The 24,351-nt window shown below is 71.3% G+C and carries 24 protein-coding genes and 1 pseudogene; 14 read left to right on the top strand and 11 right to left on the bottom strand.

The window, feature by feature from the left end:
* Window positions 1-158: 158 nt before the first annotated feature.
* The 5 genes from ACWY4P_RS12890 to ACWY4P_RS12870 all read right to left on the bottom strand — a co-directional run bounded on the left by ACWY4P_RS12890 (window position 159) and on the right by ACWY4P_RS12870 (window position 3,657).
* Window positions 159-980, bottom strand: a complete 822-nt coding sequence (locus tag ACWY4P_RS12890; protein WP_456210677.1) for a phosphotransferase — start codon at window positions 978-980, stop codon at window positions 159-161.
* 374 nt (window positions 981-1,354) lie between these two features.
* A complete protein-coding gene (locus tag ACWY4P_RS12885; protein WP_456210676.1) occupies window positions 1,355-1,852 on the bottom strand; it encodes a hypothetical protein in 498 nt (165 codons plus the stop codon).
* Window positions 1,839-2,387 carry an RNA polymerase sigma factor gene (locus tag ACWY4P_RS12880; protein WP_456210675.1) on the bottom strand — a complete coding sequence of 183 codons (549 nt, stop codon included), beginning with the start codon at window positions 2,385-2,387 and terminating at the stop codon, window positions 1,839-1,841. Before ACWY4P_RS12880 ends, ACWY4P_RS12885 begins: the two co-directional genes overlap by 14 nt.
* Window positions 2,384-2,611, bottom strand: a complete 228-nt coding sequence (locus tag ACWY4P_RS12875) for a hypothetical protein (protein ID WP_456210674.1) — start codon at window positions 2,609-2,611, stop codon at window positions 2,384-2,386. Before ACWY4P_RS12875 ends, ACWY4P_RS12880 begins: the two co-directional genes overlap by 4 nt.
* A 149-nt stretch (window positions 2,612-2,760) precedes the next feature.
* Window positions 2,761-3,657, bottom strand: coding sequence for a maleylpyruvate isomerase family mycothiol-dependent enzyme (locus ACWY4P_RS12870; protein WP_456210673.1), 897 nt, complete (start codon window positions 3,655-3,657; stop codon window positions 2,761-2,763).
* Window positions 3,658-3,795: 138 nt separating this feature from the next.
* Between ACWY4P_RS12870 and ACWY4P_RS12865 the strand changes: the two genes are divergently transcribed.
* On the top strand, window positions 3,796-4,632 hold the full coding sequence (locus ACWY4P_RS12865; RefSeq protein WP_456210672.1) for an AIM24 family protein: 837 nt from the start codon (window positions 3,796-3,798) through the stop codon (window positions 4,630-4,632).
* Between the two features lie 61 nt (window positions 4,633-4,693).
* Here the strand turns inward: ACWY4P_RS12865 and ACWY4P_RS12860 are convergent, their stop codons facing one another.
* From ACWY4P_RS12860 to ACWY4P_RS12850, 3 genes are all read right to left on the bottom strand, one after another.
* Window positions 4,694-4,891 (bottom strand): DUF6126 family protein, encoded by a 198-nt coding sequence (locus ACWY4P_RS12860; RefSeq protein WP_456210671.1) that lies wholly within the window; start codon window positions 4,889-4,891, stop codon window positions 4,694-4,696.
* Window positions 4,888-5,529: a helix-turn-helix domain-containing protein gene (locus tag ACWY4P_RS12855; RefSeq protein WP_456210670.1), complete on the bottom strand. Its 642-nt coding sequence runs from the start codon at window positions 5,527-5,529 to the stop codon at window positions 4,888-4,890. The genes ACWY4P_RS12860 and ACWY4P_RS12855 overlap by 4 nt, the downstream gene beginning before the upstream one ends.
* A gap of 65 nt (window positions 5,530-5,594) precedes the next feature.
* Complete coding sequence (locus tag ACWY4P_RS12850) at window positions 5,595-6,707, bottom strand: ABC transporter substrate-binding protein (RefSeq protein ID WP_456210669.1); 1,113 nt, start codon at window positions 6,705-6,707, stop codon at window positions 5,595-5,597.
* A gap of 384 nt (window positions 6,708-7,091) precedes the next feature.
* Here ACWY4P_RS12850 and ACWY4P_RS12845 point away from each other — a divergent pair, with 384 nt between their 5' ends.
* The 4 genes from ACWY4P_RS12845 to ACWY4P_RS12830 all read left to right on the top strand — a co-directional run bounded on the left by ACWY4P_RS12845 (window position 7,092) and on the right by ACWY4P_RS12830 (window position 10,589).
* Window positions 7,092-7,520 carry a ribonuclease domain-containing protein gene (locus ACWY4P_RS12845; protein ID WP_456210668.1) on the top strand — a complete coding sequence of 143 codons (429 nt, stop codon included), beginning with the start codon at window positions 7,092-7,094 and terminating at the stop codon, window positions 7,518-7,520.
* Window positions 7,521-7,789: 269 nt separating this feature from the next.
* Window positions 7,790-8,716 carry a sugar kinase gene (locus tag ACWY4P_RS12840; protein ID WP_456212905.1) on the top strand — a complete coding sequence of 309 codons (927 nt, stop codon included), beginning with the start codon at window positions 7,790-7,792 and terminating at the stop codon, window positions 8,714-8,716.
* A gap of 203 nt (window positions 8,717-8,919) precedes the next feature.
* The gene (locus ACWY4P_RS12835) at window positions 8,920-9,558 is read left to right on the top strand and encodes a bifunctional 4-hydroxy-2-oxoglutarate aldolase/2-dehydro-3-deoxy-phosphogluconate aldolase (RefSeq protein ID WP_456210667.1); all 639 of its coding nucleotides are present in this window, start codon (window positions 8,920-8,922) and stop codon (window positions 9,556-9,558) included.
* Between the two features lie 194 nt (window positions 9,559-9,752).
* Window positions 9,753-10,589 (top strand): transporter substrate-binding domain-containing protein, encoded by an 837-nt coding sequence (locus ACWY4P_RS12830; protein WP_456210666.1) that lies wholly within the window; start codon window positions 9,753-9,755, stop codon window positions 10,587-10,589.
* A gap of 19 nt (window positions 10,590-10,608) precedes the next feature.
* On the opposite strand, the pseudogene ACWY4P_RS12825 reads toward ACWY4P_RS12830, so the two are convergent.
* Window positions 10,609-11,529, bottom strand: a pseudogene (locus tag ACWY4P_RS12825) (LysR family transcriptional regulator).
* Between the two features lie 61 nt (window positions 11,530-11,590).
* Here ACWY4P_RS12825 and ACWY4P_RS12820 point away from each other — a divergent pair.
* Complete coding sequence (locus ACWY4P_RS12820; RefSeq protein WP_456210665.1) at window positions 11,591-12,307, top strand: SDR family NAD(P)-dependent oxidoreductase; 717 nt, start codon at window positions 11,591-11,593, stop codon at window positions 12,305-12,307.
* A 79-nt stretch (window positions 12,308-12,386) separates the two neighbouring features.
* Here ACWY4P_RS12820 and ACWY4P_RS12815 read toward each other — a convergent pair whose 3' ends face one another.
* Window positions 12,387-12,941 (bottom strand): MarR family winged helix-turn-helix transcriptional regulator, encoded by a 555-nt coding sequence (locus tag ACWY4P_RS12815; RefSeq protein WP_456210664.1) that lies wholly within the window; start codon window positions 12,939-12,941, stop codon window positions 12,387-12,389.
* A 99-nt stretch (window positions 12,942-13,040) separates the two neighbouring features.
* On the opposite strand from ACWY4P_RS12815, the gene ACWY4P_RS12810 reads away from it, so the two are divergent.
* The 3 genes from ACWY4P_RS12810 (at window position 13,041) to ACWY4P_RS12800 (ending at window position 16,291) form a co-directional block, all read left to right on the top strand.
* The gene (locus ACWY4P_RS12810) at window positions 13,041-14,156 is read left to right on the top strand and encodes an amidohydrolase family protein (RefSeq protein WP_456210663.1); all 1,116 of its coding nucleotides are present in this window, start codon (window positions 13,041-13,043) and stop codon (window positions 14,154-14,156) included.
* A gap of 95 nt (window positions 14,157-14,251) precedes the next feature.
* On the top strand, window positions 14,252-14,719 hold the full coding sequence (locus ACWY4P_RS12805; protein ID WP_456210662.1) for a cupin domain-containing protein: 468 nt from the start codon (window positions 14,252-14,254) through the stop codon (window positions 14,717-14,719).
* Between the two features lie 267 nt (window positions 14,720-14,986).
* Window positions 14,987-16,291, top strand: a complete 1,305-nt coding sequence (locus ACWY4P_RS12800) for a cytochrome P450 (protein WP_456210661.1) — start codon at window positions 14,987-14,989, stop codon at window positions 16,289-16,291.
* A 34-nt stretch (window positions 16,292-16,325) separates the two neighbouring features.
* Here ACWY4P_RS12800 and ACWY4P_RS12795 read toward each other — a convergent pair whose 3' ends face one another.
* A complete protein-coding gene (locus ACWY4P_RS12795) occupies window positions 16,326-18,281 on the bottom strand; it encodes a glycoside hydrolase 5 family protein (protein ID WP_456210660.1) in 1,956 nt (651 codons plus the stop codon).
* A gap of 358 nt (window positions 18,282-18,639) precedes the next feature.
* Between ACWY4P_RS12795 and ACWY4P_RS12790 the strand changes: the two genes are divergently transcribed.
* The 5 genes from ACWY4P_RS12790 to ACWY4P_RS12770 are packed head-to-tail and all read left to right on the top strand — an operon-like array spanning window position 18,640 to window position 24,348.
* Window positions 18,640-20,325 (top strand): ABC transporter substrate-binding protein, encoded by a 1,686-nt coding sequence (locus ACWY4P_RS12790; protein ID WP_456210659.1) that lies wholly within the window; start codon window positions 18,640-18,642, stop codon window positions 20,323-20,325.
* A 12-nt stretch (window positions 20,326-20,337) separates the two neighbouring features.
* A complete protein-coding gene (locus ACWY4P_RS12785; RefSeq protein WP_456210658.1) occupies window positions 20,338-21,321 on the top strand; it encodes an ABC transporter permease in 984 nt (327 codons plus the stop codon).
* Complete coding sequence (locus ACWY4P_RS12780) at window positions 21,318-22,232, top strand: ABC transporter permease (RefSeq protein WP_456210657.1); 915 nt, start codon at window positions 21,318-21,320, stop codon at window positions 22,230-22,232. The genes ACWY4P_RS12785 and ACWY4P_RS12780 overlap by 4 nt, the downstream gene beginning before the upstream one ends.
* Window positions 22,229-23,317 (top strand): ABC transporter ATP-binding protein, encoded by a 1,089-nt coding sequence (locus ACWY4P_RS12775; protein WP_456210656.1) that lies wholly within the window; start codon window positions 22,229-22,231, stop codon window positions 23,315-23,317. The genes ACWY4P_RS12780 and ACWY4P_RS12775 overlap by 4 nt, the downstream gene beginning before the upstream one ends.
* A complete protein-coding gene (locus ACWY4P_RS12770) occupies window positions 23,314-24,348 on the top strand; it encodes an ABC transporter ATP-binding protein (RefSeq protein WP_456210655.1) in 1,035 nt (344 codons plus the stop codon). Before ACWY4P_RS12775 ends, ACWY4P_RS12770 begins: the two co-directional genes overlap by 4 nt.
* Window positions 24,349-24,351: the final 3 nt, after the last annotated feature.

Below are 24,351 nucleotides of genomic sequence, written 5' to 3'. Positions count from 1 at the left end.
GCGCCTGGGCGCCCCGATCCACGCACACCTCGCCGAGCGCGACCTCCTGCCAGACCGACACCTGGTCGACGCCGGCTACGCGACAGCCTTCGACTTGTGGCCGGTCGACAGACCCATGGCCCGTCCGCCGTCGCCGCCGAATCAGAGGCCGGGGGCGCTCAGACACCAACCAGTGCCAGCGCCTGCTTCAGGTTGTACTCGGCGATGCCCGCCATGAACGTCCGGTTGGGAAAGTCTCCGTCGAGCAGGCGCAGCGGGCCAGCCGTCAGCGAGAGCCGCTGCGCGAGCATGTAGAGGGCGAGCCGGCCCTCGTCCAGTCCGCCCACCGCCAGTGGCCGGTACGCGTCGTGGAGGCGGATCCGCAGGTGGACATGTTCCCACTCGACGTCGAAGTACATCAGCCCCTCGATATCGATCACCACGGGACGCCCGTCCGCGTCCACCTGCACATGTCCTGGTCCCAGCTCGCCGTGCACGACCGCGTACTCCGCGCGAGGCCGTACCCGCGCCGCCAGTTTCCGCAGTCGCTCCTCCAACCGGTCGCGGGCGCCGGCGACCCTCGGGTCGCGCGAGGCCGCTTCGGCGAGGTCCCGCAGCGCGCGCTTGAGAACGACCCCCTCGCATGACGTTCCGCGTGAGGTCCCTCCGCTGTCGACCACGGCCACCTTGCCGTACGCGGGTGCCCGGTGGCGCCGCATCGCCTCCAGCGCCTCCGCGAGCCGGTCCATGACCAGGTCGAGCCCGACGCCGGGCGAGAACGGCTCGGTGAGGTCGTCGTCACCCTCGGCCGACGGCCAGTAGTTCTCGGCCTCGTCCCACAGGTAGGCGATCGCCGTCGTCGCGTCGTCCATCGTCAGGCGGTACACGCCCTTCGTGCTGCCGCCCGCGACCCGTTCCACCGCCTCCAGCCGCCGCCCGCCGCCCAGCGCGGCCCGTGCAACGGCTGCCAGCCGATCCCGTGTCACTGCTTCGGGTGCCATCTTCCGAAGCGCCTCTCCGCCACGGATGCCTCACAGGCCGTACTCCCGGCGTACATGCTCCCAGCCCAGCTTGACCAGCGAACTGATCGTGGCGCCGAACGCGATACCGAGCCCTTTTTTCGCATGCTTCGCGTATTTCCGTCCGGCCGTCCATCGCCTGCGCCGGATTCCGCGATTCCTATGCACTGACTTGCCTCCTCGATGGGTTTCATAGAGGAGACGCGGCCGGGGAGGAGATTCCGTCAGAGAGTATGGGCGTAGCTGGGAAAGAAATACGGCGGGGCCCGGTCTCGAATCCCCCCTGTGGTCGAGACCGGGCCCCTCCCCCGAAGCGCGCGCCGTAACCTCGTGTTACAGCCCGCGTACTTGTTTCGTCACGTCTCGCTCGGCCAAGACCCCTGTGCAGGGCCGAGCGAACCGATCAGCGGGAAAACGCTGGGTCGTTCTCCCGAGAGTTCTTGCTCCGCGTGCAGTTCCTCGACGACAGCGACCGCTACTTCGTCGCCGGCCTGCGCTGCGTGGCGCCACCACGCGTAGGCCGCTTCTTCGCCGTCCAAGAGCTCCACGATTTCCGCGATGCGTCGGAGTCGGGCACCCTCCATTCCAGGGTCGTCTCGAGTGATCTCTTGCAGCTCGTCCAGCAACTCCGCCCGGCTGGCGCCGGGCGGAATCGCGTACTCCTGAACGAGGTCCTCCTTGGATTCGGCCCGCCGGGGGCCGGCCGCGGCGCGGCCGGTCCCCGTAGCGGAAACCGGTGAAGAGACGAATTCCAACTCGGGAAACACCCGAGCCAGGAAGGTCTCAGCGTCGGGCCGAACCGAATCCGGGGAAGCGTGCTGGGATGCCAGGGCGAGACGTTCAAAGACGTCCATCCCCGCCTCCTTTCTCTCCCCACGCCCGTTCGGCTTCCGCGAGGGCGATAAGCGCCCTCTTGTCGAATCGGCGGGCGGTCGACTCCGAGATTCCCATGATCGCGGCGATCTCGGGGAACGACCTGCCCTGCTGGTACCGCAGTTCAATGACTGAACGCCAGGTGGGATTGAGCATTTCCAGCATGGGCGGAAGGCTCAGCTTCCACTCGATGTCGGAGTAGAGGTCCTGCGTTTCCGGCACCAGCTCGCCGGAGGCGTATTTCTTGAGACGCTCGCGCTCCGCGGTCTCGCTGCGCTCCATGGAGCGCCAGGCGTTGATCACGCAGCGCTGGGCGTATCCGGGTGTGCTCTTGACCTTTCGGCGAAGGTCCGCGTCATCCCATTTCTTCCAGAAGCTCTCCAGTACGTGTTGTACGGCGTCGTCCGCGGCCTGGTGGTCACGAGCGTGCCGACGCGCGGTCAGCCGGAGCGGCCCGGTGTGTTCGCGACACCAGGCCTTGAAATCCGCCCGCGCGTCGAACTCCTCCTCGTTCATGCGGACCTCCCGGGCACGGGCGCGACGCTGGCGGCGTGCGCCGTCGCCGGGGCGGCGGACTGGTGGGCCGGCGGTCGGGGCCCGACGGTGTGGCGCAGCGTCGGGCGGCCGCCGGAGGTGACCTCGCGGGCGGTGGGATGGGCGGCGTGGACCTGGGTGGTCCGGCGCTCCGCTCGGTGGTGCGCCGCGGGGTCGCGCGGGAAGGCGTCGTCGACTGCGGTCATCGACGGCTCCCCCTCTCGGTGAATCGATCAGCTCGGACCCCGGGCCCAGTAGTGGGGGCCGAGTCCGATGGCCGCCGAAGAAGTACGGCCGACCACCTTGTAGACGCTGCCATCGCCGCGGATCTGTCACAAGGGCCGGAAAATTTCCTTCAGTTGGCTTCCGGGTCGGGCTCGCGGACGATCGAGAGGAGGGTCAGCGCGGCACGCGCCAGCTCCTCGTCGCCGCGCGTCGTGGCCCGGGACCGCGCGTCTCTCGGGGTGATCCCGCGCGTGGCCAGCCGCCACAGCGTGTCCGCGTCGACCTCGGCCTCGGCGGTGGCCGGGGTGGCGGGGCGGTCGTCCGGGGTGGCAAGGGTGCGAAGCGCCCAGCGGGCGCCCTCGCGCACCGCCGCCCATGTCCCGCCTGCCGGGCCGGGCACCAGGACCCGTACCGCCGTGCCGTCCTGGGCCGGGTGGTCGCGCAGGGTGTGCGGGAGGGCGCGCAGAAAGGTGTCGAGCACCGGGTGCAGCAGCTCGGGTTCGGTGGCGCCCGGTCGGTTCACGGCGTCGCGGATCTGCTGCTGATGGACCCAGAACTCGGTGTACTCACGGGCCGTGTCCAGCCAGTTCGGGGCGGGCGTCCCGGGGGCCGCCCAGGACACGTCCAGGCCGGCGGGCGCGGCCGGGTCGAGGCCGGACCAGAAGTCATCGAGCTGCGGGCCGAGCGTGGCCAGCAGATCGGTCAGCACGCGCGGGCTGAGCTGCCGGGAGCCGCGGACGAAGGCCTCGTTGGTCCGGGTGATGAACTGCGGCAGCGTCTCGCCGGGGCCGAACGGCGGCCCCGGGTGCCCGTCGCGGCCGCCGGACAGCCGACGGAGGTGGTCGTGGAGGAGGTGGGCGACCACGTCGTGCACCTCCCACCCGGGGCAGCCGGTGGGGCGCCGCCAGTCGGCCGGGTCCAGGGCGGCCAGCAGGTCGAGCAGGGCGCGGCGGTCGACGGGGAAGAGGGGGCGCACGTCCAGGGGTGGCCCGAGCCATGTCCAGTCCATGTCTGTGTCCATGTCCATGATCGGGATTGTGCCCGTCGGCCTGTGACCGGGATTGCGTTTTATTGGCGGAACCCAGGGCTTCGGGTCGAACGTTGACCAGGCGATCCCCTGTTACTTTGCGATATATCCGCCATGTCCGTACCGAGGAGTCCTGCTGTGACCTTGCGCCAAGAGATCGTCGGCAATGCGATGCAGATGGCGGTCTGCAGCCTCCAGCCCGGCCAGACCGTCTACTGCGAGGCCGGGAAGTTCCTGTTCAAGACGGCGAACGTGACGATGGAGACCCGGCTGTCCGGGCCCGGGCCGGGCGGCGGACAGGCCGCCGGGGGCAGCGGCGGCGGGGGTGGCGGAACGGGGGGTGGGATGGGCGGCATGCTGCGCCAGGCCATGGGCACCGCCATGCAGGTGGGCCAGCGGGCGCTGGCGGGGGAGTCGGTCGCCTTCCAGTACTTCACCTCGACCGGCGGCGAGGGCACCGTCGGCTTCGCGGGGGTGCTGCCCGGGGAGATGCGCGCGCTGGAGCTGGACGGCGGCCGCGCCTGGTTCGCGGAGAAGGACGCCTTCGTGGCGGCCGAGTCGACCGTGGAGTTCGGCATCGCCTTCCAGGGCGGCAGGACGGGGCGCAGTGGTGGCGAGGGGTTCATTCTGGAGAAGTTCACCGGGCGCGGCACGGTGATCATCTGCGGCGCGGGCAACTTCATCGACCTCGACCCCGCCGACTTCGGTGGCCGGATCGAGGTCGACACGGGCTGCATCGTGGCCTTCGAGGACGGCATCCAGTACGGCGTCCAGCGCATCGGCGGGCTCAACCGCCAGGGCCTGATGAACGCCGTGTTCGGCGGCGAGGGCCTGTCCCTGGCCACGCTGGAGGGCAATGGCCGGGTGATCCTGCAGTCGCTGACCATGGAGGGCTTGGCGAACGCGCTGAAGAAGGCGCAGGGCGGCGACAAGCAGGGCCCGACCGGCGGGCTGTTCTCCACCCACGCGGGGTGACGGCGCTGCCGCGGGGTGACGCGGCTGCCCTGGAGGGGCCGGGCCGTTTGGGCGGGCCGGGCTATTTCGCCCCGGCCAGGTAGAACAGCAGAAAGAGAAACGCGGCGATGAAGTGGACGCCGACGAGGTAGATGAAGACGCGGATGGAGAGCCCCATCGGCGCCCGGTCCTCCTCCTGCACGGCCTCGCCGTTCGGCGCGGCCCCGTGCGCCGCGCCGCCCGTCGTCGCGGGGCCCAGGGTGTTGTCGGCGTCTGTCATGGTGCCTGGTGTCTCCCTCCGCGGACGGCGTCGCCGAGGCACAGCTCGGCCGTGCCGCTCTGCAGCAGTGTGTGGACGAACAGCAGATCCGTGCCGCCGGGCGAGGCGGCGGCTATGCGGTGCGGGGTCAGCGAGTCGAAGTGGGCCGCGTCGCCGACGCCGAGCACATGGACGGTCTCGCCGAGCGTCAGCCGCAGCCGCCCCTGGGTGACGTACAGCCACTCCTCGCCCGGATGGACCCGCACCAGGTCCTCCTGTGGGCCGGTCCCCGCCGGTACGTGTACCCGCAGCGCCTGCATGGCCCGGCCGGGGCTGCCGGCCCGCCAGTACGTCCAGCCGCCCGCCTGTGAGGCTGCCATCCGGTCGGCCCGCAGGATCGGGTCCCGCTCGGGCGAGACCTCGCCGAGGAGGTCGGATACCGTGGTGGCGTAGGTACGGGCCAAGGCCAGCAGCATCGGGAGCGACGGCTGGCGCCGGGCGGTCTCCAGGCGGGACAGATGCGCGGGCGAGAGCCCGGCCAGCCGGGCGGCGGCTTCCAGCGTCAGGCCGCTGCGCCGCCGCAGGTCGCGCAGGCGGGGGGCGACGGAGGGCAGCTCTGCGGAGGGCCCGTCGGCGGGCCCCTCGGGGGACGGGGTCATGTCTCCGGTATAGCCAGCTTTCGCCTCTCGGGCAAAAGTTTTGCCTCTGAGGCAAGACTGCTCTCTCAGCCGGCGTGAAGGATCCGAAAGCGATCGGGTTCCGCCGGATCTCGATCAACGACTTGGATCGGCGTCCAAGCCCATTGCCAAACGCTGATGCCCGGCGTGCGGGAGAACTGGATCTGCCCGCGGGTGCCTTCGACCGCGACGCGCGGCCAGGATTCGGCAGTGCGCGCCCGGTCCGCGCCGTGAGAACGCAGCACATCGGCGAGGACGGCGACCGTGTCGTAGCCCTCGAAGGCGACGAAGGAGGGTGCTTCGGCCAGCCGCTCGCGGAGGGCCGTCTCGACTCGTGCACCGAGTGGGCCGAGGCGCTCGGGCAGGTAGCGCAAGAACGGGATCGCGGCGCCGTCGTCGCCCAGCAACGTCACCCATTCGGCGAACTCCGGTTGCCCGGCTGGAGCGCCAATCATGATCTCGGCGAGGCGCTGGTCGTGGCGGACGGACTTGACGATCGGTACGGCCGGCTCCGGGTGGCCGACCAGCAGAAGGAGGGCGGTCGCGCGGTTCTCGACGAGCTTGTCGCACACGGCTGTGGGGGTGAGAGCGTTCATGTCGAGTTCGATGACGCTGCCGCCGCGTGGAGTGAGGTAGTCCCGCAGAATGCGGGTCCCAGCTGCCCAGTAGACACTCGGCTGGGTTGCTACGGCGATTCGGCTGTGGCCCGCGCCGAGGAGGAAGTCCGCGTAGACCTGCCAGCCGCGGGACTGCGGCGGGGAGAGGCGCGCGACCCATTCCGTCGGCTGTTCGGTGAGCGCGTCGAGAACCGCTGACGAGCAGAGGAACGGCAGGCCGAGGGCGTCGGCCCGGCCGGCGGCCGCGCGAGCGACGACGCTGTGATACTCCCCCGCCAACGCAGCCACGCCCAGGCGAGCCAATTCATCCACGGCCGCCGCGGCCCTCTGTGGATCGGCCGCGGTGTCTCGGACCACCAGCTCGAGTGGCCTTCCACCGATCCCGCCGGCGTCATTGACTTCGCGAACGGCCAGCTCGAGGCCGGCGAGCAAGTGCCGGCCTGCCTCGACCCAGCCGGGCCGAGTCAGCGGAACGAGAACGCCGATCCGGACGGACGATCCGTCAGTCCACTCCGGTCCAGATGGCGATGGTGGCGTATTCATGTGTTGGCGTCTCCCGCGTGACGATTCGGTGGCGGTTTGCCCGGATCGCAGAGTGGTAAGGCCCGGCAGTACGCGTTCATCTCGTCCATCTCATCTCGCCGTGGCGGGCGCACCTGGGCGACCATGCCGGACATTGCATCCACCCCCATCGCCAACAGGCAACCGATTATTTGTTCGCTGAGCTGCCGGGCTTCAAGGAACCTTCGTCCGGGGCCATGGCGCCGGGCCGAGCAGGCACAACCGGTCGAGCTGGGCCCAAAGGTCGCGCGGACGTTACGTCTTCATCACTTCTCCTGGCGCTTCGCGCGGGTCTTGTGAACTCCGGGGAAACACCTTCGACTTGGCATTGACATGTCAGGGTCTACGCGCGTCATGCTATCGGGTATGAGAATCCCCCCACGGATCGCCCGCATCGGTGTGCTCGGCGCGCTCGCCTCGAGCCTTCTCATCGGCGGCCCGGCCGTCGCGTCCGCCACGGCCACCCCGCTCGCGCCCCAGGCCGCCTCGTCGGTCCTCCAGATCGCGGCCGTCGGCGACATCTGCTACTCCGACCTGCCGTCACAGGCCCATGACACGCTCGACCTGATCACGTCCGGCGGCCCCTTCCCGTACCCGCAGGACGGGACCGTCTTCCAGAACCGGGAGGGCATCCTCCCGTCCCAGTCCAGCGGTTATTACCACGAGTACACCGTCAAGACCCCCGGCTCCGACACCCGCGGCGCCCGCCGCATCGTGACGGGGAAGAAGACGGACGAGGACTACTACACGGCCGACCACTACGCCTCGTTCGACCTGGTCGACTACCGCTGCTGACCACCGAAGACCGCCACCCCCCGCACCGCGGCCGCTGCCTGCTCGCAGGCAGCGGCCGCCGCGTTGTGCGCCCGTCCCGAACGGCATGGCCCCGGGGGCACCTCCGAGCGGTAGCCGAGGGAGAACCGAGCCTGAAAAAAGAGGTTCTGAACCCCGCGGGGGCCGCTGTCGGTGCCGCCAGGTAGCGTTTCCGGGAGAAGGGGACGTGCGGGGAGCAAGGGGAGGCACCGGTGGCGAGCGGCCCTGAAGTGGTCACATGCGGCGAGGCGATGCTGTTATTGCTCGCCGAGCCCGGCGTTCCCCTGGAGCGGGCCGTGTACTTCCGCCGCTCGGTCGCCGGAGCGGAGTCCAACGTGGCCACGGGCCTCGCCCGGCTCGGCCACCGCGCCCGCTGGCTGGGCCGGGTGGGCGCGGATCCGGCCGGCCAGGCCGTGCTGCGCGAGCTGCGCGCCGACGGCGTGGATGTGGCGTTCGCCGGGGTGGACGAGCAGGCCCCGACCGGGCTGCTGCTGCGCGACAGCCATCCGCACCGCGCCATCGACGTGCAGTACTACCGCTCAGGCTCGGCCGGCTCCCGGCTCGCGCCCGAGCACATATCGGCCGAGGCCGTCGAGGGCGCCCGGCTGCTGCATCTCTCCGGGATCACCCCGATGCTGTCGCCGACCGCGGCGGCCGCCACGGACCGGCTCGTCGAGCTGGCCCGTGCCGCCGGGGCGGAGATCTCCTTCGATCCGAACGTGCGGCGCAAGCTGGGCGGCGCCGCGCAGTGGGCCCAGACGGCCGGGCGGCTGCTGCGTGAGGCCGACCTCGTCCTCGCGGGCGACGAGGAACTGGAGCTGCTGACCGCCAGATCCGCCGACGAGGCCGCGGCGGAGCTGCTGGACGGCCGGGCGCATACCGTCGTCATCAAGCGTGCCGACCGCTCGGCGACCGCCGTGACCGCGGACGGGCGCTGGGACCAGCCGCCCTATCCGGTGCCGGTCACCGACCCCCTGGGCGCCGGAGACGCCTTCGCCGCGGGGTATCTGTCGGGGCGGCTGCGCGGGCTGCCCGAGCCTCGGGCGCTCGCCGAGGCCGCCTGCGTCGCCGCGCTGGTCGTCCAGACCGCGACCGATACGGACGGGCTGCCCTCGGCGGCCGGGCGCGAGCGGGCTTTGGCGGCGTTCACGAGCGGCGCCGACTCGGTCCACCGCTGAACCCGCGCCCTCGCTCCACGCCCTGACGCACCGAGAGGCCGATATCGCCCACCACGCACCGCCACTGACCGGCCTCACCCCCACAGTGCCCCCAGGCAGTGCCCCCCACACCGACAATCGCACAGCGAAAGGCCGCATATCCCGGAGGCAAACCGGGGCGGCATCCCAGGAGACCCTTCTGAGAGGAAAGGCGGCGAATTGCCGTGTACCGCTGGGAGATCACCCGGGCCGCGCTCGCACAGCGGGTCTTCGCCATCATCCGCAGCGACAGCTACGACCACGCGACCGCGGCGGCGGACACCCTGCTCTCCGCCGGCCTCACCACCGTGGAGTTCTCGCTGACCACCCCCTTCGCGCTGGAGGCCGTCACCACACTGGTCCGCGAGGTCGGCGACGAGGCGGTGATCGGCGCGGGCACGGTGCTGGACGCCGCCTCCGCCCGGATGGCGGTCGACGCGGGCGCCCGCTTCCTGGTCTCCCCGAGCCTGGACCCGGAGGTGATCCGCACCGGTCACCGCTACGGCCTGCCGGTCTTTCCCGGCGTCGCCACGCCCACCGAGATGGTGCGCGCGCTGGAGCTGGGCGCGGACGCCCTCAAGCTGTTCCCGGCCTCCGCCTACAGCCCCCGCTGGGTCAGGGACGTACGGGCCGCGCTGCCGCAGGCAGCGCTTTTACCCACCGGTGGGGTGACCGTCGCGGACGCGCCGGAGTGGATCGCCGCCGGAGCGGTCGCCTGCGGGATGGGCTCGGCGCTGTCGGAAGGCGACCGGGACGTGGTCGCGAAGCGCGCCGCCGAGCTCCTCGCCCGGCTGCGGGACGTCGCCCCGGCCGACGCCTTCTGACGGCCGGGCTGGCCGGGGCGACGTTTCAGCAGGTGGTCAACGGGTTCCGCCGGACGGCCTCTTCTGCCAACCTGAGCGCGCTGTGATCACGCCCAGGGCGTCGCGCCCCCAGCCACGGCTGGGAGGCGCCCCTCCCGTGCGCCCTGTGCGTGCCGTTCCGTGCCGCTCGCCGCGGCCTGTGCGAAGGAGTCGCCATGCGACGTTCCGTCACGCTGTCCGCCCTGGCCGTCGTGCTGGCCGCCACCGCCGCCGGCTCGGCCCTGGCCGCCGGTCCCGCCTCCGGACCTGCCTCCGCGCCCGCGGCGGCGGGCAAGCACCAGCGCGGCACCCTGCTCGACCGGGTGCCCGAGCGTGGCGTGCTGCGGGTGTGCACCACGGGCGACTACCGCCCCTTCACTCACCGCGATCCCAAGACCGGCGACTACACCGGCATCGACATCGACATGGCCCGCGACCTGGCCAAGAGCCTGGACGCCAAGCCCGCCTTCGTCGCGACGACCTGGGCCAAGCTGGTCGACGACCTGGCCGCCGGGCGCTGTGACGTCGGCATGGGCGGGGTGTCGGTGACCTTGGCCCGGGCCCGTAAGGCGTACTTCAGCGAGCCGTATCTGACGGACGGCAAGACCCCGGTGGTGCGGTGCGCGGACGAGCAGAAGTACCAGACGCTGGAGGACATCGACCAGCCGGGCGTGCGGGTGATCGTCAACCCGGGCGGTACCAATGAGCAGTTCGCCCGCGCCCACATCAAGCGGGCCACCCTCACCGTCCATCCGGACAACACCACGATCTTCGACGAGATCATCGCCGGTCGCGCCGATGTGATGATGACCGACGCCAGCGAGACCCGCTACCAGGCGAAGATCCACCCGGAGCTGTGCGCCGTCCACCCCGACAAGCCGTTCTCCTTCTCGGAGAAGGCGTATGCGCTGCCGCGCGGCGACGCGCAGTTCAAGGAGTACGTCGACCAGTGGGTGCACCTGGCCACGCACGACGGCACGTACGCCAAGTACGAACAGGACTGGATGAAGTGAGGGAAGGGCGCGCGTCCGCTCAGGGCCCGGCCTGCCCGTCCCGGGGCAGGTCGGGTGTGGGGTTGAGCAGGGCCTCGATGAAGTCGCGGACGGCCGCGCGGTGGTCGTCGGGTCGCCAGGCGAGCGCCAGCCGGCTCGGCGAGAGCCCGCTGACCGGGAGCGTGACGACGCCCGGCCGCTAGTAGATCGCGGCGTTGCCCGCGGCCAGCAGCACGACCCCGCTGCCCTCCTCCACCGCCTCGAAGGTCTCGTCCGCGTTGGAGACGACCGAGCCGATACGGACCGGATGCCCGGCCCGCTCCTCCAGGGCCAGAAAGTGGTCGCGCAGCGGACCCGCGCTCTCCGGAAGCGCGAGGAACGGCTCGTCGAGGAGCTCGGCGAAGGGCACCTCGGTGTGCCCGGCCAGCCGGTGCCCGACGGGCAGCGCGACCCAGCGGGGCTCGGTCGCCACCACACGCACGCTCAGCGCCTCCTGGCCGGGGACCGGCAGCCAGAGCAGGGCCAGGTCCACCTCGCCGCCGGTCGCCAGCCCGGCCGTGGCGTCCTCCCAGTCGACCTGGCGCACCCGGATCCGCCAGTGGGGACGCCGCTCGGCGAAGCGCGCCCGGGCGGCCGGCAGCAGGCCGCGGCCCACGCTGCTGGAGACACCCACCGTCAGCACGGCCGCCTCGGCGGCCGCCGCGTCGCTGACCGCTCGCTGCGCCTCGTCCCAGACCCGGATCAACTCGCGGGCCTTGGGGAGCAGGGCTTCGCCGGGAGCGGTGAGGGTGACCGTCCGGCGGTCGCGGTCGAAGAGCCTGACCCGCAGCAGCTCCTCCAGGTGGCGGATCTGCTTGCTGAGCGCCGGCTGCGAGACGAACATCCGCTCGGCGGCGCGGGTGAAGTTGAGTTCCTCGGCGACGGCGACGAAGTAGCGGAGGTCGCGTATGTGAGCGTCCATAGCGGCTGGTTATCACAGCGGGTCTTGGACGCGCGGCGGCGATTCGCCGGATGCTGGTGGCATGCCGCAGAATCGCAGCCCACAGGCCGTCTCGCTGGTGACCGGAGCCAACCGGGGGATCGGCCTGGAGGTGTGCGGGCAGCTCGCGGAGCTCGGGCACACCGTCCTGCTCACCGCCCGCTCGCTCGAGGCCGCCGAGGCCGCGGCGCGGCGGGTGGCCGGAAGGGTACGGCGGTCCGTGCACCCCCTGCGGCTCGATGTCACCGATGACGCGGACGTCGAGCGGGTCGCCGCCGAGGTCGCCGACCGCTACGGGCGGCTGGACGTGCTGGTCAACAACGCCGCCGTCCACTACGACACCTGGCAGCGAGCCGTCACCGCCGACCTCGACGTTGTCCGGGAGGCGGCCGAAACCAATCTCTACGGGCCCTGGCGCACCGCCCAAGCCTTCGCGCCCCTGCTGCGCGCCGGCGCCCACCCGCGCGTCGTGAACGTCTCCAGCGAGGCCGCATCCCTGACCAACATGGGCGGCGGCACCCCCGCCTACACCGCCTCCAAGGCCGGCCTGAACGCGCTGACCCGCATGCTCGCCGCCGAACTGCGCGCCGACGGAGTGCTGGTCAACGCGGTGTGCCCCGGCTGGGTGGCCACCGACATGGGCGGGCCGGGCGGGCGGCCGGTGGCCGAGGGGGCGCGCAGCGTGGTCTGGGCGGCCACCCTCCCCGACTCCGGCCCCACGGGCGGCTTCTTCCGCGACGGCCGCCCGCTGCCCTGGTGACGGCTGGTGACGGCGCCCATGCCCTGGTGACGGCCGCAGTGGCACGGCCATGCCGCGCTTCCGGGCGGCCGCCCGGGATTCAGCCGCGGCCCGGGGGGTTCGGGCGCGTGGCGGCGCGCAGGAGCGCGTCGAGCGCCCGGACCAGGCCGTCCCGCTCCTCGGCGGTGAGTTCGGAGACCAGCGCGCTCAGGCCGGCCGTGAGGTCGGTGAGCGCGGCGTCGACCACCTGGCGGCCCCGGTCCGTGAGGGCGACCCGGAAGCTGCGGCGGTCCTCGGCGTCGAGGCTGCGCTCCACCAGCCCGGCTTGCTCGAGGCGGTCCAGCCGCTTGGTCATGCCGGCCCGCGACATCATCAACTCCGCCGAGAGCACCGAGGGGCTGAGGGTGTAGGGGGCGCCGACGCGCCGCAGCGTGGCGAGCACGTCGAAGTCGCCCCGCCCGATGCCGTGCCGCTCGACGGCCCGCTCGCCCGCCGGGCCGACGATGTTCTCGGCGACGAACGACAGCCGCCCGACGATCGCCAGCGCCGACACATCCAGATCGGGGCGCTCCCGGCGCCAGTCCGTCAGGATCCTGTCCACCACGCACATACCGCCGCCGCCGTCGTCGTCGTACGTGGGCTCGCCTTCGCTCATGTCCCGGGAGTCTAGTTGTCGGAATACAGTTCGCCATGAATATAGTTAGCTAGGGTATTATCATCTGGTGAACTAACTTTGGCTGCTTGGGGAGCTTCCATGCGCACTCTCATCCGTGACGTCCGTGTCTTCGACGGTGAGCGGGCCACCACCGGCACGCACGTCCTCATCGACGGCGACCGCATCGCCGCATACGACGGCGGCCCCGCGGAGGTGGACGTCGACGGCACCGGCCGGACCCTTCTCCCGGGGCTGATCGACGCCCACACCCACACCTTCGACGGCAGCCTCGCCCAAGCGCTCACCTTCGGTGTGACGACCGAGCTCGACATGTTCTGCCTGCCGCCGAACCTGGCGCGGCAGCGCCGCCTGGCGGCCGACCGGGACGACGTCGCCGATCTGCGCAGCGCCGGGGTCCTCGGCACGGCCCCCGGCGGTCATCCGTCCGGGGTCATGGCGATGGTGGCGCCCATGCTGGAGCGCCCCGAGGACGCCAACGGACCGTTCGAGACCATCACCGACCCTGCCCAGGCCGAGGCGTTCGTCGCGGCCCGGGCCGCCGAGGGCAGCGACTACCTGAAGTTCGTGATCGACGACGGCTCGGCCGCCGGAACGCCGGTCCCCACCCTGGGCGCCGATATCGCGACCGCCCTCGTCGAGGCGGCCCGCGCCGTGGGGCTGCGTACGATCGCGCACGCGGTCACCGCTAAGGAAGCCGGGACGGCGCTGGACGCGGGTGCCGACGGGCTGTCCCACGTCTGGGCGGACACCGCCCCCGGTGACCCGGCCGCCGACGCGCTCGCCGCCCGGATCGCCGCTCAGGGTGTCTTCGTGATCAGCGCGATCGTCAACTACGAGGTGTACGGGGGCGACGGCGCCGCCCGTACCGCGAACGCCGCGTACGCGGCCGGGGCACTGCGCCGGGCGGGGGTCCCGCTGCTGGCCGGCACCGATGCCAACCCCTTCGCCCCGCTGCACGGCGACGGCCTGCACCGCGAGCTGGAGCTGCTGGTCCAGGCCGGGCTCACCCCGCCGGAGGCGCTGGCGGCAGCCACCAGCGTCCCGGCGCGCCACTTCGGGCTGGCCGACCGGGGCCGGATCGCCCCCGGCCTGCGGGCCGACCTGCTCCTGGTCGACGGCGACCCGACCCGGGACATCACCGCCAGCCGCGCCATCGCCGAGGTGTGGCGGCGCGGGGTGCGCCAGAGCCGCTGACCGGGCCGCCGGACCTCACCCCGAAGACCCGCCCCACGGACCCACACACCGCACACCGCACACAGCCCCGAAGACCGCACAGACAAGGAACCGCGATGTCACAAGACCGCTTCATCCTGCTCGGGCCCGGTCAGGCACGACCGGGCCGGGTCCCCATGCCCCCGGCCTTCGCCGTGAAGGCGGCCACCGACGACACCGAGGGCCGGTTCTCCCTGCTGGAGGTGACGCTCGCGCGCGACATCCCGCGCCACACCCACCACGCGGCGGACGAGTGTGTCTACGTCCTGGAAGGCGAGCTCGAGGTGGAGTTCGACGACCGGACCCTGACAGCGGCACAGGGGACGTTCGTCCTCCTGCCCAAGGGCGTCCCGCACGCCCTGCGCCGCGCCTCGGACCCGCCGCCCCGCGTGCTTCAGATCTCCTCGCCCGGCGGGTGGGAGTGCTATCTGGAGGACCTGTTCGAGGCGGGGGCGTCCGTGCTCACCGACGGAGAGCTCGACCCGGTGAAGATCAACCCGATCGCGGCCCGCCACGACATCCGCTATGAGGAGGAGCAGGCGTAGCAGGCCGCGCCGCCCGTAGCGTTTCGGCCGGTGTCACCCGCCTTCCCGCGCCGTCGCCCGATGTCGGCACCATGTCTCTGACCATCAGTTTCGTTATATCGACCAGGTGCCTTCAGGGCGTCAACCTGCATATATTGAGCCAGGTTGACCGGCCCCGTGTCCGTCGTCCCGGTGCGAGCGGATCGCACCGGGACGTGCCCCACCGTGATGCGGGTGTTCCGGGAGACACGTCCGTCTGTATCCGCTATCCGCCGCGAGGACTGACCGATGACAGCGCACCCCGAGCCCACCGCCGTCGCGCAGCCGCCCACCGCCGATGCCACGACGCCCCCTCCCGGCTGCCCGGCCCACGCGGGCGCCGCGCGGCTGAGCGGTCCGCGGTTCCAGACCGAGCCCGCCCGCCTGTACCAGGAGATGCGGCGCGAACAGGGGCCCGTCGCCCCGGTGCTGCTCGACGGCGACGTGCCGGCCTGGCTGGTGCTCGGCTACCGCGAACTGCACCAGATGACCAGCGATCCGGTGCTCTTCAGCCATGACTCGGCCCTGTGGAACCAGTGGGACCGCATCCCCGCCGATTGGCCGCTGCGCCCCCTGGTCACCTTTGACCTGCCGTGTGTGCTGTACAGCGACGGCCCCGAGCACGAGCGGCGCTCGGGGATACTCCACAGCGCCCTTGAGGGCGCCGATCCGTACGAACTGCGCGACGATGCCGAGCGGTTCGCCGATCGGCTGATCGACGGGTTCTGCGGCACCGGTACGAGCGACCTGATCGCCGACTACGCCAACCTCCTGCCGATGCTGGTCCTCGCGCGGACCTACGGCTTCGCGGACGCCGAGGGCCCCGCCCTTGCGACGGCCATCAACGACATGGCGGACGGCAACGAGAACGCCCTGCCCGCCTTTCAGCACGTCTTCACGTCGATGCAGCGTCTGGTGGCGGACAAGCGTGCCGCTCCCGCCGGGGACGTGGTCTCCCGGATGCTGGCGCACGAGGGCGCCGCGCAGTACTCCGACGACGAGATCGTCGCGGACCTGATGGTGATGACGCTGGCGGGTCACAAGCCGACGGCCGACTGGATCGGCAACACGCTGCGTCTGATGCTCACCGACGAGCGGTTCGCCCTGTCGCTGGCCGGCGGCCGCCACAGCGTGGGCCGGGCGATGAACGGGGTGCTGTGGGAGGACACCCCCCTGCAGAACCTCACGGGCCGCTGGGCCACCCAGGACACCGTGTTCGGCGGGCAGCGCATCGCGGCAGGAGACATGCTGCTGCTCGGCCTCGCCGCCGCCAACACCGACCCGGCGATACGCCCCGATGAGCAGGTCCTGACCGAGGGCAATCAGGCGTTCCTGTCCTTCAGCCACGGCCCGCACCGCTGTCCCTACCCGGCCCGGGAGATCGCCGAGACGATCTCGAAGACCGCGGTCGAGGTGCTTCTCGACCGGCTGCCCGACGTCCGGCTGGCCGTACCCGACAGCGCCTTGGTCTGGCGCCCCTCGCCGTTCGCCCGCGGCCTCGCGGCCCTGCCGGTCGAGTTCGCCCCCGCCGCCGGCAGCGGTGGCGGGAGCTGACGCACCACCTGTCCGACGTTCGGGCGCGGTCCGGCTATGCCGCGCGCAGCCGCAGCACCCGCACCCCGTACGGCGCCAAAACCACCGTGTCCGCCGGGGAGCCGTCCAAGGTGGTGAGCCTGCCGTCGGCCACCGCCGGTTTCACCGACAGCTCCTCGCCGGCCTGGCTGACCAGCCAGACGAAGACCCGGCCGTCCTCGTGGACCAGGCGGTCCACGGCGACCCGGGGGTCGGAGGCGGTCACCGGGCGGCGGACGCCGGCGTGGGCGGCGAGGGCGTCGTACAGCGTGCTGGTCGCCTCGGGGTTGACGCGGGGGGTGACGGCCGCCATGTGCTCGATCGGATAGGTGCAGAAGACCACGCAGCCCTCGCCGGTCTCGCGCAGCAGCAGCGCGGGGCGGCCGCGGCCGTCGACCGCGAGGACCTGCGCGCCGTCGGGTTCGACGGGGAGGAAGACGCGGCTGTTCTCGGTGCCCGCGGCGCGGAAGGTGAGCCTGGCGCCTTCGGGGAGGGTGCCGAAGGCGCGGGTGAGGGTGAAGGTCACCTCGTCGTCCTCGATCGGGTTGACCAGGCCGTACTCCAGCTGGTGGGTCACGCCGAAGAGCTCGTTCAGATGGGCGTACCAGGGGCCGCGCTGCTCGTCGTGGGCGCCGGGGGAGTACGAGACATAGACCGTGGCGCCGTCCCGGGCCCGGCGCTCCAGCTCGTACCAGGTGGGGGAGAGGAGCTGCTTGGTGGCGGGGACCAGCCACAGGCGTACGTCGGAAGGCAGCGTGCCGTCGCTCTCGCGCACCACCGCCGCGGGGGCGTCGGCGAGCCGGGCGGCCACCCAGGCCTGGCGGCCGGTCTGCTGGACGTAGGAGCGGTCCTCGGCGCGGGTGAAGGGGTAGAGGGTGTCGAGGTAGGAGGAGACCAGCAGGGCCGTGTCGGTGTCGGCGCGGTGGCAGCGGGGGAAGTCCACCGCGCTCAGCACCTCGGAGAAGGCGCGCAGTTCGCGCAGTTGCGGCTTGGGGGTGCCGGCGGTGTCGGTGAGGCCGAAGTGCATCTCGAAGGCGTGGTGGCGGTAGGGGGGCTGCTCGCTCAGGTTGTCGTAGTCGGTGTTGTTCCAGGCGATCCAGCCGGTCGCCCCGGCCAGCAGGCTGTTGTGCAGGGTCTGCCGGTAGTAGCGGGCGGCGCCGGGGCCCGCGGCGAAGTCGGAGCTGACGCCGAACTCCTCCAGCACGACGGGGCGCTCGAAGGTGCCGGTCAGCTCGCACACCCAGGCGGCGGCGTAGTGCTGCCGGACCGGGTCGTTCTCCATGCGGTAGACGTGCGGGCCGAGGAAGTCGCACAGCTCGGCGGTGTCCTGGAGCCGGAAGCCGTTGTCGTGGCCGGAGTTCTCCAGGCCCCAGGCGCCGTCGCCGAGCGAGACGGGCTGGGTGCCGCCGCCGGCCCGTACGGCGTCGACGACGATCTGGGCCCAGGCCGCGACCGCCTCGCGCTCCGCGGGCACCTGGCCGGACCGCTCGCCGGGCTGGCGGCCGTAGATCGGCATCTCGTTGGAGACCAGCCAGCCGGCCACCGCGGGGTGCCCGGCGAAGCGGCGCACCGTCTCGCGGGCGAACCACGCCTGACGGGACACCAGCCACACATCGCTGTACAGGTCGCGGTCGCCGCGCCAGGAGGGGTCCCAGTTCTCGCCGGACATATGGCCGACGATGAAGGTGGGGACGGTGGTCATGCCGAGTGCCTGGTGGCGGTCGAGGAAGTCGGCGAAGCGCGCGCAGAGCTCCGTATCGAGGCGGTCCGGGGCGGGCATGAAGTCCGGCCAGTAGAAGAACGACCGGGTCATGTTGAGCCCGTGGTCCCGCAACACGCGCAGCTCGGCGTCGACCACGTCCGGGTCGTACGAGCGCCACATCAGCGGGCCGCCGGTGCGCGACCAGTAGTTGGCGCCGAGCCAGATGACCGGGTGGTCGCCGACGGTGAGCCGTGCGGACGTGCGCTGCATCTGCGAACTTCTCCCTCAGGCAGGGGGCGTCAGGGATGCGGCCCGGTGCGGACGGGCGGTGCCGCGCAGCAAGCAGTGAACGGCTTTACCGGTTTAGTGTCAACACTTCGGACAAGGTCCGTACGCGCCGTCGACGGACCGGCTTGATCGCCCAACTTTGGCTCTATGGGGCGGTTTCGGGCCCGGACCTGGGGGTTCGACGGGTTCGACTAGCCCGGTTCAGCAAGGGCGCCGCGTCAGCACTATTGACACCCTCTTCCGGGCGCCCTTAATTTCGCGGCGCCGGGGGTGCGCGGACCGCCACCCGGCAGGCGTCCGTCCATCCCGCACGGCTCGACCCGCACACCGAGGGGAACTCATGATCTCGAGGACAACGGCAGGTCCGCGCCGCGCGCTCGCAGCCGGGGCCGCGCTCACGCTCACCGTCACACTCGCCGCGTGCGGCGGGAGCAAGAACAATAACGGCGGCTCGAGCGGCGTGCTGACCGTTGCCACGGGATCCACCGGAAATTTCATCCGGAACTTCAATCCGTTCGCCCCGCAGCCCCTCCAGGCGACCAACGGCATGATCTATGAGCCGCTGTTCCATATGAACGCGGCCAAGGCCGGGGAGATCGAGCCGTGGCTGGCCACCAAGTACACCTGGTCGGACGGGGGCAAGAAGCTCCGCATCCAGGTGCGCACGGACGCCACCTGGAACGACGGAAAGCCCTTCACGGCCGAGGACGTCGCCTGGACCTTCCAGATGGCGAAGGACAACAAGGCGCAGAACATGTACGCCCTCCCTGTGGCCTCGGCGAGCGCCGAGGGCAAGGACACGGCGGTGATCACGTTCTCCAAGTCCGCCTCCACCAAGGAGTACTTCGTCCTCGGCAAGATGAAGATGCTGCCCAAGCACATCTGGTCGAAGATCCCGGTCAAGGAGAGGGCGACCACGCTCAACCCCAACCCGGTCGGCACCGGCGCGTGGAAGGTGAAATCCGTCAAGGGCATGACCATGGATCTGGTCGCCCGCGACGACTATTACTTCAAGGGGCTTCCGCACTTCAAAATCATGCGGTACCGGTCCTTCACCGGAAACAGCGCGGTCACGGCCGCGGTCACCTCCGGGCAGATCGACTGGGGCGGCGGTTTCATCCCCGACATCAAGAAGAACTACCTCGCCAAGAACAAGAATTTCGAACTCGTCAACATCCCCCTGGCGACCACGTCCTTCGTGCCCAACGCCCAGCGCGGCCCGACGGCCGACGTCAATGTCCGCAAGGCGATCAGCGCCGCCCTCGACCGCGAATTCATGAACCGGAGCGTGTACGACGGCCAGGCCCCCGTCGCCAACCCCATGGCGCTGCTGCTCCCCAACTACGAGTCCGTGCTCGACCCGTCCCTGAAGGACGCCGTGATCGAGACCGGCCAGGACAAGGTTGACGAGTATCTGACCGCCTCCGGATACACCAAGTCGGGCGGCAAGTGGGAGAAGGACGGCAAGAAGCTGTCCGTGACGCTCGAGCTGGTCTCCGGCTGGACCGACTACGTCAGCGTCGCCCAGCTGGCCAAGCAGCAGCTGAAGAAGGCCGGGATCGAACTCGTCGTCAAGGCCGAGTCGTACGCGCAGTGGTCCAACAACCGCGCCCGCGGCCAGTTCCAGATGCTGCTCGACAACAGCGGCTACACCCCCGACCCGCGCGCCTATTACGCCCAGCTGCTGGACAGCACCATCCCGCCGAAGATCGGCGAGTCCACCAACGTCGGCAATTTCGGCCGCTATGCCAACCCGGTCATGGACAACGCACTGGACAAGATCGCCTCCAGCGCCGACCTGGAGAAGCAGAAGCCCTGGTACTACAAGATCCAGCAGGAATTCATCAAGGACATGCCGGTCATCCCGCTCTTCTACGGTCAGAACGAGCAGGAGTTCAACGGCAACCGCGTCACCGGATATCCCACCGAGGACAACCTCTACGCGGCCCCCTCCATCTGGCTCGACCCCGACGGCGGCTGGGTGGCCGCCCGTATCAAGCCCGCCAACGGCAAATCCGGTAAGTAAGGGCGCGGCAGCGTGCGCTACGTCCTGAGAAAGCTCGGCTTCTACGCCGTCGCCGCCTGGATGGCCGTCACCGTCAACTTCTTTCTGCCCCGGCTCATCCCCGGCGACCCGGTGCAGCTGATGCTGGCCCGGATGGCGCAGTCCGGGCCCGTACAGCCGGGCCAGGAGGAGGCCCTGGCCAGCATGCTCGGCCTGAGCCACGGGAACATCCTGACCCAGTACTGGGACTATCTGGGCTCCGTGGTCCACCTGGACTTCGGCCTCTCGGTCACCTATTTCCCCAGCCCCGTCACGGACGTCCTGAGCGACGCCATACCCTGGACGCTCGTCCTCGTCGGCGCCGCCACCCTCATCAGCTTCGTCCTCGGCCTGACCCTCGGCACCCTCGCCGGCTGGCGGCGCGGCAGCTGGCTGGACTCCCTCGTCCCCTCCACCACCTTCCTCGCCTCCGTCCCCTACTTCTGGCTCGCGCTGCTGCTCCTGTACCTCTTCAGCCAGGTGTGGGGCGTGCTGCCGCTGGGCGGCGGCTACGACGAGACCCTGGACATGGGGCTCAACGGCGACTTCCTCTCCTCCGCCGTCGAACACGCGGTGCTGCCCGCCGCCACCATCGTGCTCAGCTCGATCGGCGGCTGGATGCTCGGCATGCGCAACATGATGGTCTCCACCCTCGCCGAGGACTACGTCACCGCCGCCGAGGCCAAGGGGCTGCGCCCGCGCACCGTCATGGTCGGCTACGCCGCCCGCAACGCCGTGCTGCCCTCGGTCGCCGGATTCGCCATCTCGCTCGGCTTCATCGTCAGCGGCTCGCTCGTCATGGAGATCGTCTTCTCCTACCCCGGCATGGGCTTCACCCTCCTCCAGGCCGTCGAGAACACCGACTACCCCCTGATGCAGGCGGTCTTCCTCGTCATCACCTTCGCCGTCCTGGCCGCCAACTTCCTGGTGGACCTGGTGTACGGCTTTGTCGACCCCCGGACCAGGCAGGCCCGATGACCGCCACCCTCCCCACCGCCGCCACCACCGCCCCGGAACGCGCCGCCGGCCGCGGCCTGCTGCGCCTGGCGCTGCGCTCCCGCCGGCTGGTCATCGCGCTCGGCGTCCTCGTCGTCTTCGCGCTCACCGCGCTGATCGGCCCCTGGCTGGCCGCCGACCCCGAGGCGGTCAGCGTCGACCTGGGCCAGGGCCCCTCCGGGGCGCACTGGCTCGGCACCACCCAGACCGGCCAGGACGTCTTCGCCCAGCTCGTCGTCTCCGCCCGCGGCACCCTCCTGATCGGCGCCGCGGCCGCCGTCCTGGCCACCGTCGTCTCCGTCGTCATCGGCATCGGCGGCGGCTTCCTCGGCGGCGTCGCCGACGAGACCATCTCCCTGATCAGCAATGTCTTCCTGGTCATCCCCGGGCTGCCGCTGGTCATCGTGGTCGCCGCGTACGTCAAGGGCGACGGGGTCTTCTCCACCGTCCTCGTCATCGCCCTGACCAGCTGGGCCGCCTCCGCCCGGGTCCTGCGCGCCCAGACCCTCTCGCTGCGCACCCGTGACTACGTCCTGGCCGCGCGCGTCTACGGGGAGAAGCGGTGGCGGATCGTGCTCGTGGAGATCCTCCCCAATGAACTGGCGATCATCGTCTCGCAGTTCATCCACGCGGTGATCTTCGCGGTGCTCACCCAGGCCGGCCTGGCCTTCCTCGGCCTCGCCGACCCCTCCTATCTCACCTGGGGCACGATGCTCTACTTCGCCCAGAACGCGGAGGCCCTGGCCGGCGGCGCCTGGTGGTGGTTCGTCCCACCGGGTCTGTGTATCGCCCTTCTCGGCACTGCCCTGTCCCTCGTCAGCTTCGGCCTCGACGAGGTCCTGGACCCGCGGCTGCGCACCCGCCGCCCGCGGCTGCGGAAGGGAGCGCGATGAACGACAGCGAGACGAACGACACCGTGCTGAACGACACAGCGCTGGACGACACCGTGCTGCGCGCCGAGCACCTCGACGTCAATTACGAGGCGCACGGCGGCGGCCGCCCGACCCGCGCCGTCCGCGACGTCAGCTTCGAGCTGCGCCGCGGCGAACTGCTGGGCATCGCGGGCGAGTCCGGCTGCGGCAAGTCCACCCTCGCGTACGCCGTCGCCCGCTGTCTTCAGCCGCCCGCCCGCCTCACCGCCGGCTCCGTGACCTTCCACGGCCGTGACGGCGGCGAGAGCGACCTGCTGGAGCTGGAGGGCGAGGCGCTGCGCGCCTTCCGCTGGAACAAGCTGTCCATCGTCTTCCAGAGCGCGATGAACGCCCTCAACCCGGTGACCCGCATCGGCCGGCAGTTCGACGACATCTTCCGCGCGCACCGGCCCGGCATGCCCGGCCCCGAGCGCCATGAGCGCGCCCGCGCCCTCCTCGACATGGTCGGCATCGACCCCGCCCGGATCCGCGCCTACCCGCACGAGCTGTCCGGGGGCATGCGCCAGCGCGTCGTCATCGCCATGGCGCTCGCCCTGGAACCCGAGGTCGTCATCATGGACGAGCCGACGACCGCCCTCGACGTGGTCGTGCAGCGGGAGATCCTCGACGAGGTGGAGCGGCTGCGCGAGGAGCTGGGCTTCAGCGTCGTCTTCATCACCCACGACCTGTCCCTGCTGCTGGAGATCAGCGACCGGCTGGCGGTGATGTACGCGGGCGGCATCGTCGAGTACGGGCCGTGTGACCGCATCGCGGAGAGCGCGGGCCACCCGTACACCCAGGGGCTGCTGCGCTCCTTCCCCGAGCTGACCGGCGAGCGGCGCGCGCTGCGCGGCATCCCCGGCTCGCCCCCCGACCTGCGCGAGGAACTGACCGGGTGCCCGTTCGCGGACCGCTGCGAGCGGGCGTTCGCGCCGTGCCGCACGGTCGCCCCGCGCCCGGTGCCGCTGCCCGGCGGGGGCTACGCGGCCTGCCATCTGCACGACCCGGCCCACGCTGCCGCGGCGGCGGGGTCACTCGGGTCACTTCAGGAACGGAGCCAGCCGTGACCGCACTGGAGGTGACCGGGCTCACCGTCGACTTCCCGCAGCCCGGCAGGCGGCCCTTCCGGGCGGTCGACGGGGTCTCCTTCGCCCTGCACGCGGGGCGCACCCTCGCGCTGGTGGGGGAGAGCGGCAGCGGCAAGTCGACCGTCGTACGCGCCCTGTCCCGGCTGGTGACGCCCACCGCCGGAACGGTTCAGCTCGGCGGGGCGCGCCGCACCCGTGGCGCGGACTACCGGCGCGCCGTCCAGATGGTCTTCCAGGACCCGTTCGCCTCCCTCAACCCGGCCCACACGATCGGCCACCACCTGCACCGGCCGCTGCTGGTCAACGGAAAGGCGCGGCGCGGGGCCGACGTACGGGAGAAGGCGGAGGAGCTGCTGCGGTCGGTCAACCTGACGCCCCCGGCCGATGTGGCCCGCAAGCGCCCGTACGAGCTCTCCGGCGGACAGCGGCAGCGGGTGGCCATCGCCCGGGCGCTCGCGCCGGGCCCCGAGGTGCTGCTGGCCGACGAGCCGGTGTCGATGCTGGACGTCTCGATCCGGCTGGAGATCCTGGGCCTGCTGGACCGGCTCAAGGACGAGCGGGGCCTCGCCCTGCTGTATGTGACGCACGACCTGGCCACCGCGCGCCACTTCTCCTCCGAGGTGATGGTGATGTACCGGGGCGAGATCGTCGAGCGCGGCCCCAGCGACGAGGTGATCCTCGCCCCCAAGCACCCCTACACCCAGCTGCTCGCCTCGGCCGCGACCGGCTCCCCGGGGCCGGGCCGGGAGGAGGCGCGCGCGGCGCGGGTCGCCCGGCTCGCGGCGCGGGCGCGGCGAGACGACCTCGCCGAGCGGCGGGAGATCGTGGTCGGCGACGGCTGCCGGTTCCGGCCGCGCTGTCCGCTGGCCATGGACGCCTGTACGCGCCGGCCGCCGGAGGCCGAGGTGGGCCCCGGGCACCGCGCCCTGTGCTGGCTGCACGCCCGCGCCGACAGCGGCACCGACAACACTGACAGCGTTATTGGCGATGTTATTGGCGATGTCGGATAAGTT

It is taken from the genome of Streptomyces sp. LZ34 (assembly GCF_053890475.1).
This window is presented reverse-complemented; position numbering and strand designations above follow the sequence as displayed.

Excerpts from the sequence above, each read along its gene's own strand:
- ACWY4P_RS12890 (WP_456210677.1), bottom strand. The coding sequence starts at position 980 with ATGGCACCCGAAGCAGTGACACGGGATCGGCTGGCAGCCGTTGCACGG.
- ACWY4P_RS12885 (WP_456210676.1), bottom strand. The coding sequence starts at position 1,852 with ATGGACGTCTTTGAACGTCTCGCCCTGGCATCCCAGCACGCTTCCCCG.
- ACWY4P_RS12880 (WP_456210675.1), bottom strand. The coding sequence starts at position 2,387 with ATGAACGAGGAGGAGTTCGACGCGCGGGCGGATTTCAAGGCCTGGTGT.
- ACWY4P_RS12875 (WP_456210674.1), bottom strand. The coding sequence starts at position 2,611 with ATGACCGCAGTCGACGACGCCTTCCCGCGCGACCCCGCGGCGCACCAC.
- ACWY4P_RS12870 (WP_456210673.1), bottom strand. The coding sequence starts at position 3,657 with ATGGACATGGACACAGACATGGACTGGACATGGCTCGGGCCACCCCTG.
- ACWY4P_RS12860 (WP_456210671.1), bottom strand. The coding sequence starts at position 4,891 with ATGACAGACGCCGACAACACCCTGGGCCCCGCGACGACGGGCGGCGCG.
- ACWY4P_RS12855 (WP_456210670.1), bottom strand. The coding sequence starts at position 5,529 with ATGACCCCGTCCCCCGAGGGGCCCGCCGACGGGCCCTCCGCAGAGCTG.
- ACWY4P_RS12850 (WP_456210669.1), bottom strand. The coding sequence starts at position 6,707 with ATGAATACGCCACCATCGCCATCTGGACCGGAGTGGACTGACGGATCG.
- ACWY4P_RS12845 (WP_456210668.1), top strand. The coding sequence starts at position 7,092 with ATGAGAATCCCCCCACGGATCGCCCGCATCGGTGTGCTCGGCGCGCTC.
- ACWY4P_RS12840 (WP_456212905.1), top strand. The coding sequence starts at position 7,790 with ATGCTGTTATTGCTCGCCGAGCCCGGCGTTCCCCTGGAGCGGGCCGTG.
- ACWY4P_RS12830 (WP_456210666.1), top strand. The coding sequence starts at position 9,753 with ATGCGACGTTCCGTCACGCTGTCCGCCCTGGCCGTCGTGCTGGCCGCC.
- ACWY4P_RS12820 (WP_456210665.1), top strand. The coding sequence starts at position 11,591 with ATGCCGCAGAATCGCAGCCCACAGGCCGTCTCGCTGGTGACCGGAGCC.
- ACWY4P_RS12815 (WP_456210664.1), bottom strand. The coding sequence starts at position 12,941 with ATGAGCGAAGGCGAGCCCACGTACGACGACGACGGCGGCGGCGGTATG.
- ACWY4P_RS12810 (WP_456210663.1), top strand. The coding sequence starts at position 13,041 with ATGCGCACTCTCATCCGTGACGTCCGTGTCTTCGACGGTGAGCGGGCC.
- ACWY4P_RS12805 (WP_456210662.1), top strand. The coding sequence starts at position 14,252 with ATGTCACAAGACCGCTTCATCCTGCTCGGGCCCGGTCAGGCACGACCG.
- ACWY4P_RS12800 (WP_456210661.1), top strand. The coding sequence starts at position 14,987 with ATGACAGCGCACCCCGAGCCCACCGCCGTCGCGCAGCCGCCCACCGCC.
- ACWY4P_RS12795 (WP_456210660.1), bottom strand. The coding sequence starts at position 18,281 with ATGCAGCGCACGTCCGCACGGCTCACCGTCGGCGACCACCCGGTCATC.
- ACWY4P_RS12790 (WP_456210659.1), top strand. The coding sequence starts at position 18,640 with ATGATCTCGAGGACAACGGCAGGTCCGCGCCGCGCGCTCGCAGCCGGG.
- ACWY4P_RS12780 (WP_456210657.1), top strand. The coding sequence starts at position 21,318 with ATGACCGCCACCCTCCCCACCGCCGCCACCACCGCCCCGGAACGCGCC.
- ACWY4P_RS12775 (WP_456210656.1), top strand. The coding sequence starts at position 22,229 with ATGAACGACAGCGAGACGAACGACACCGTGCTGAACGACACAGCGCTG.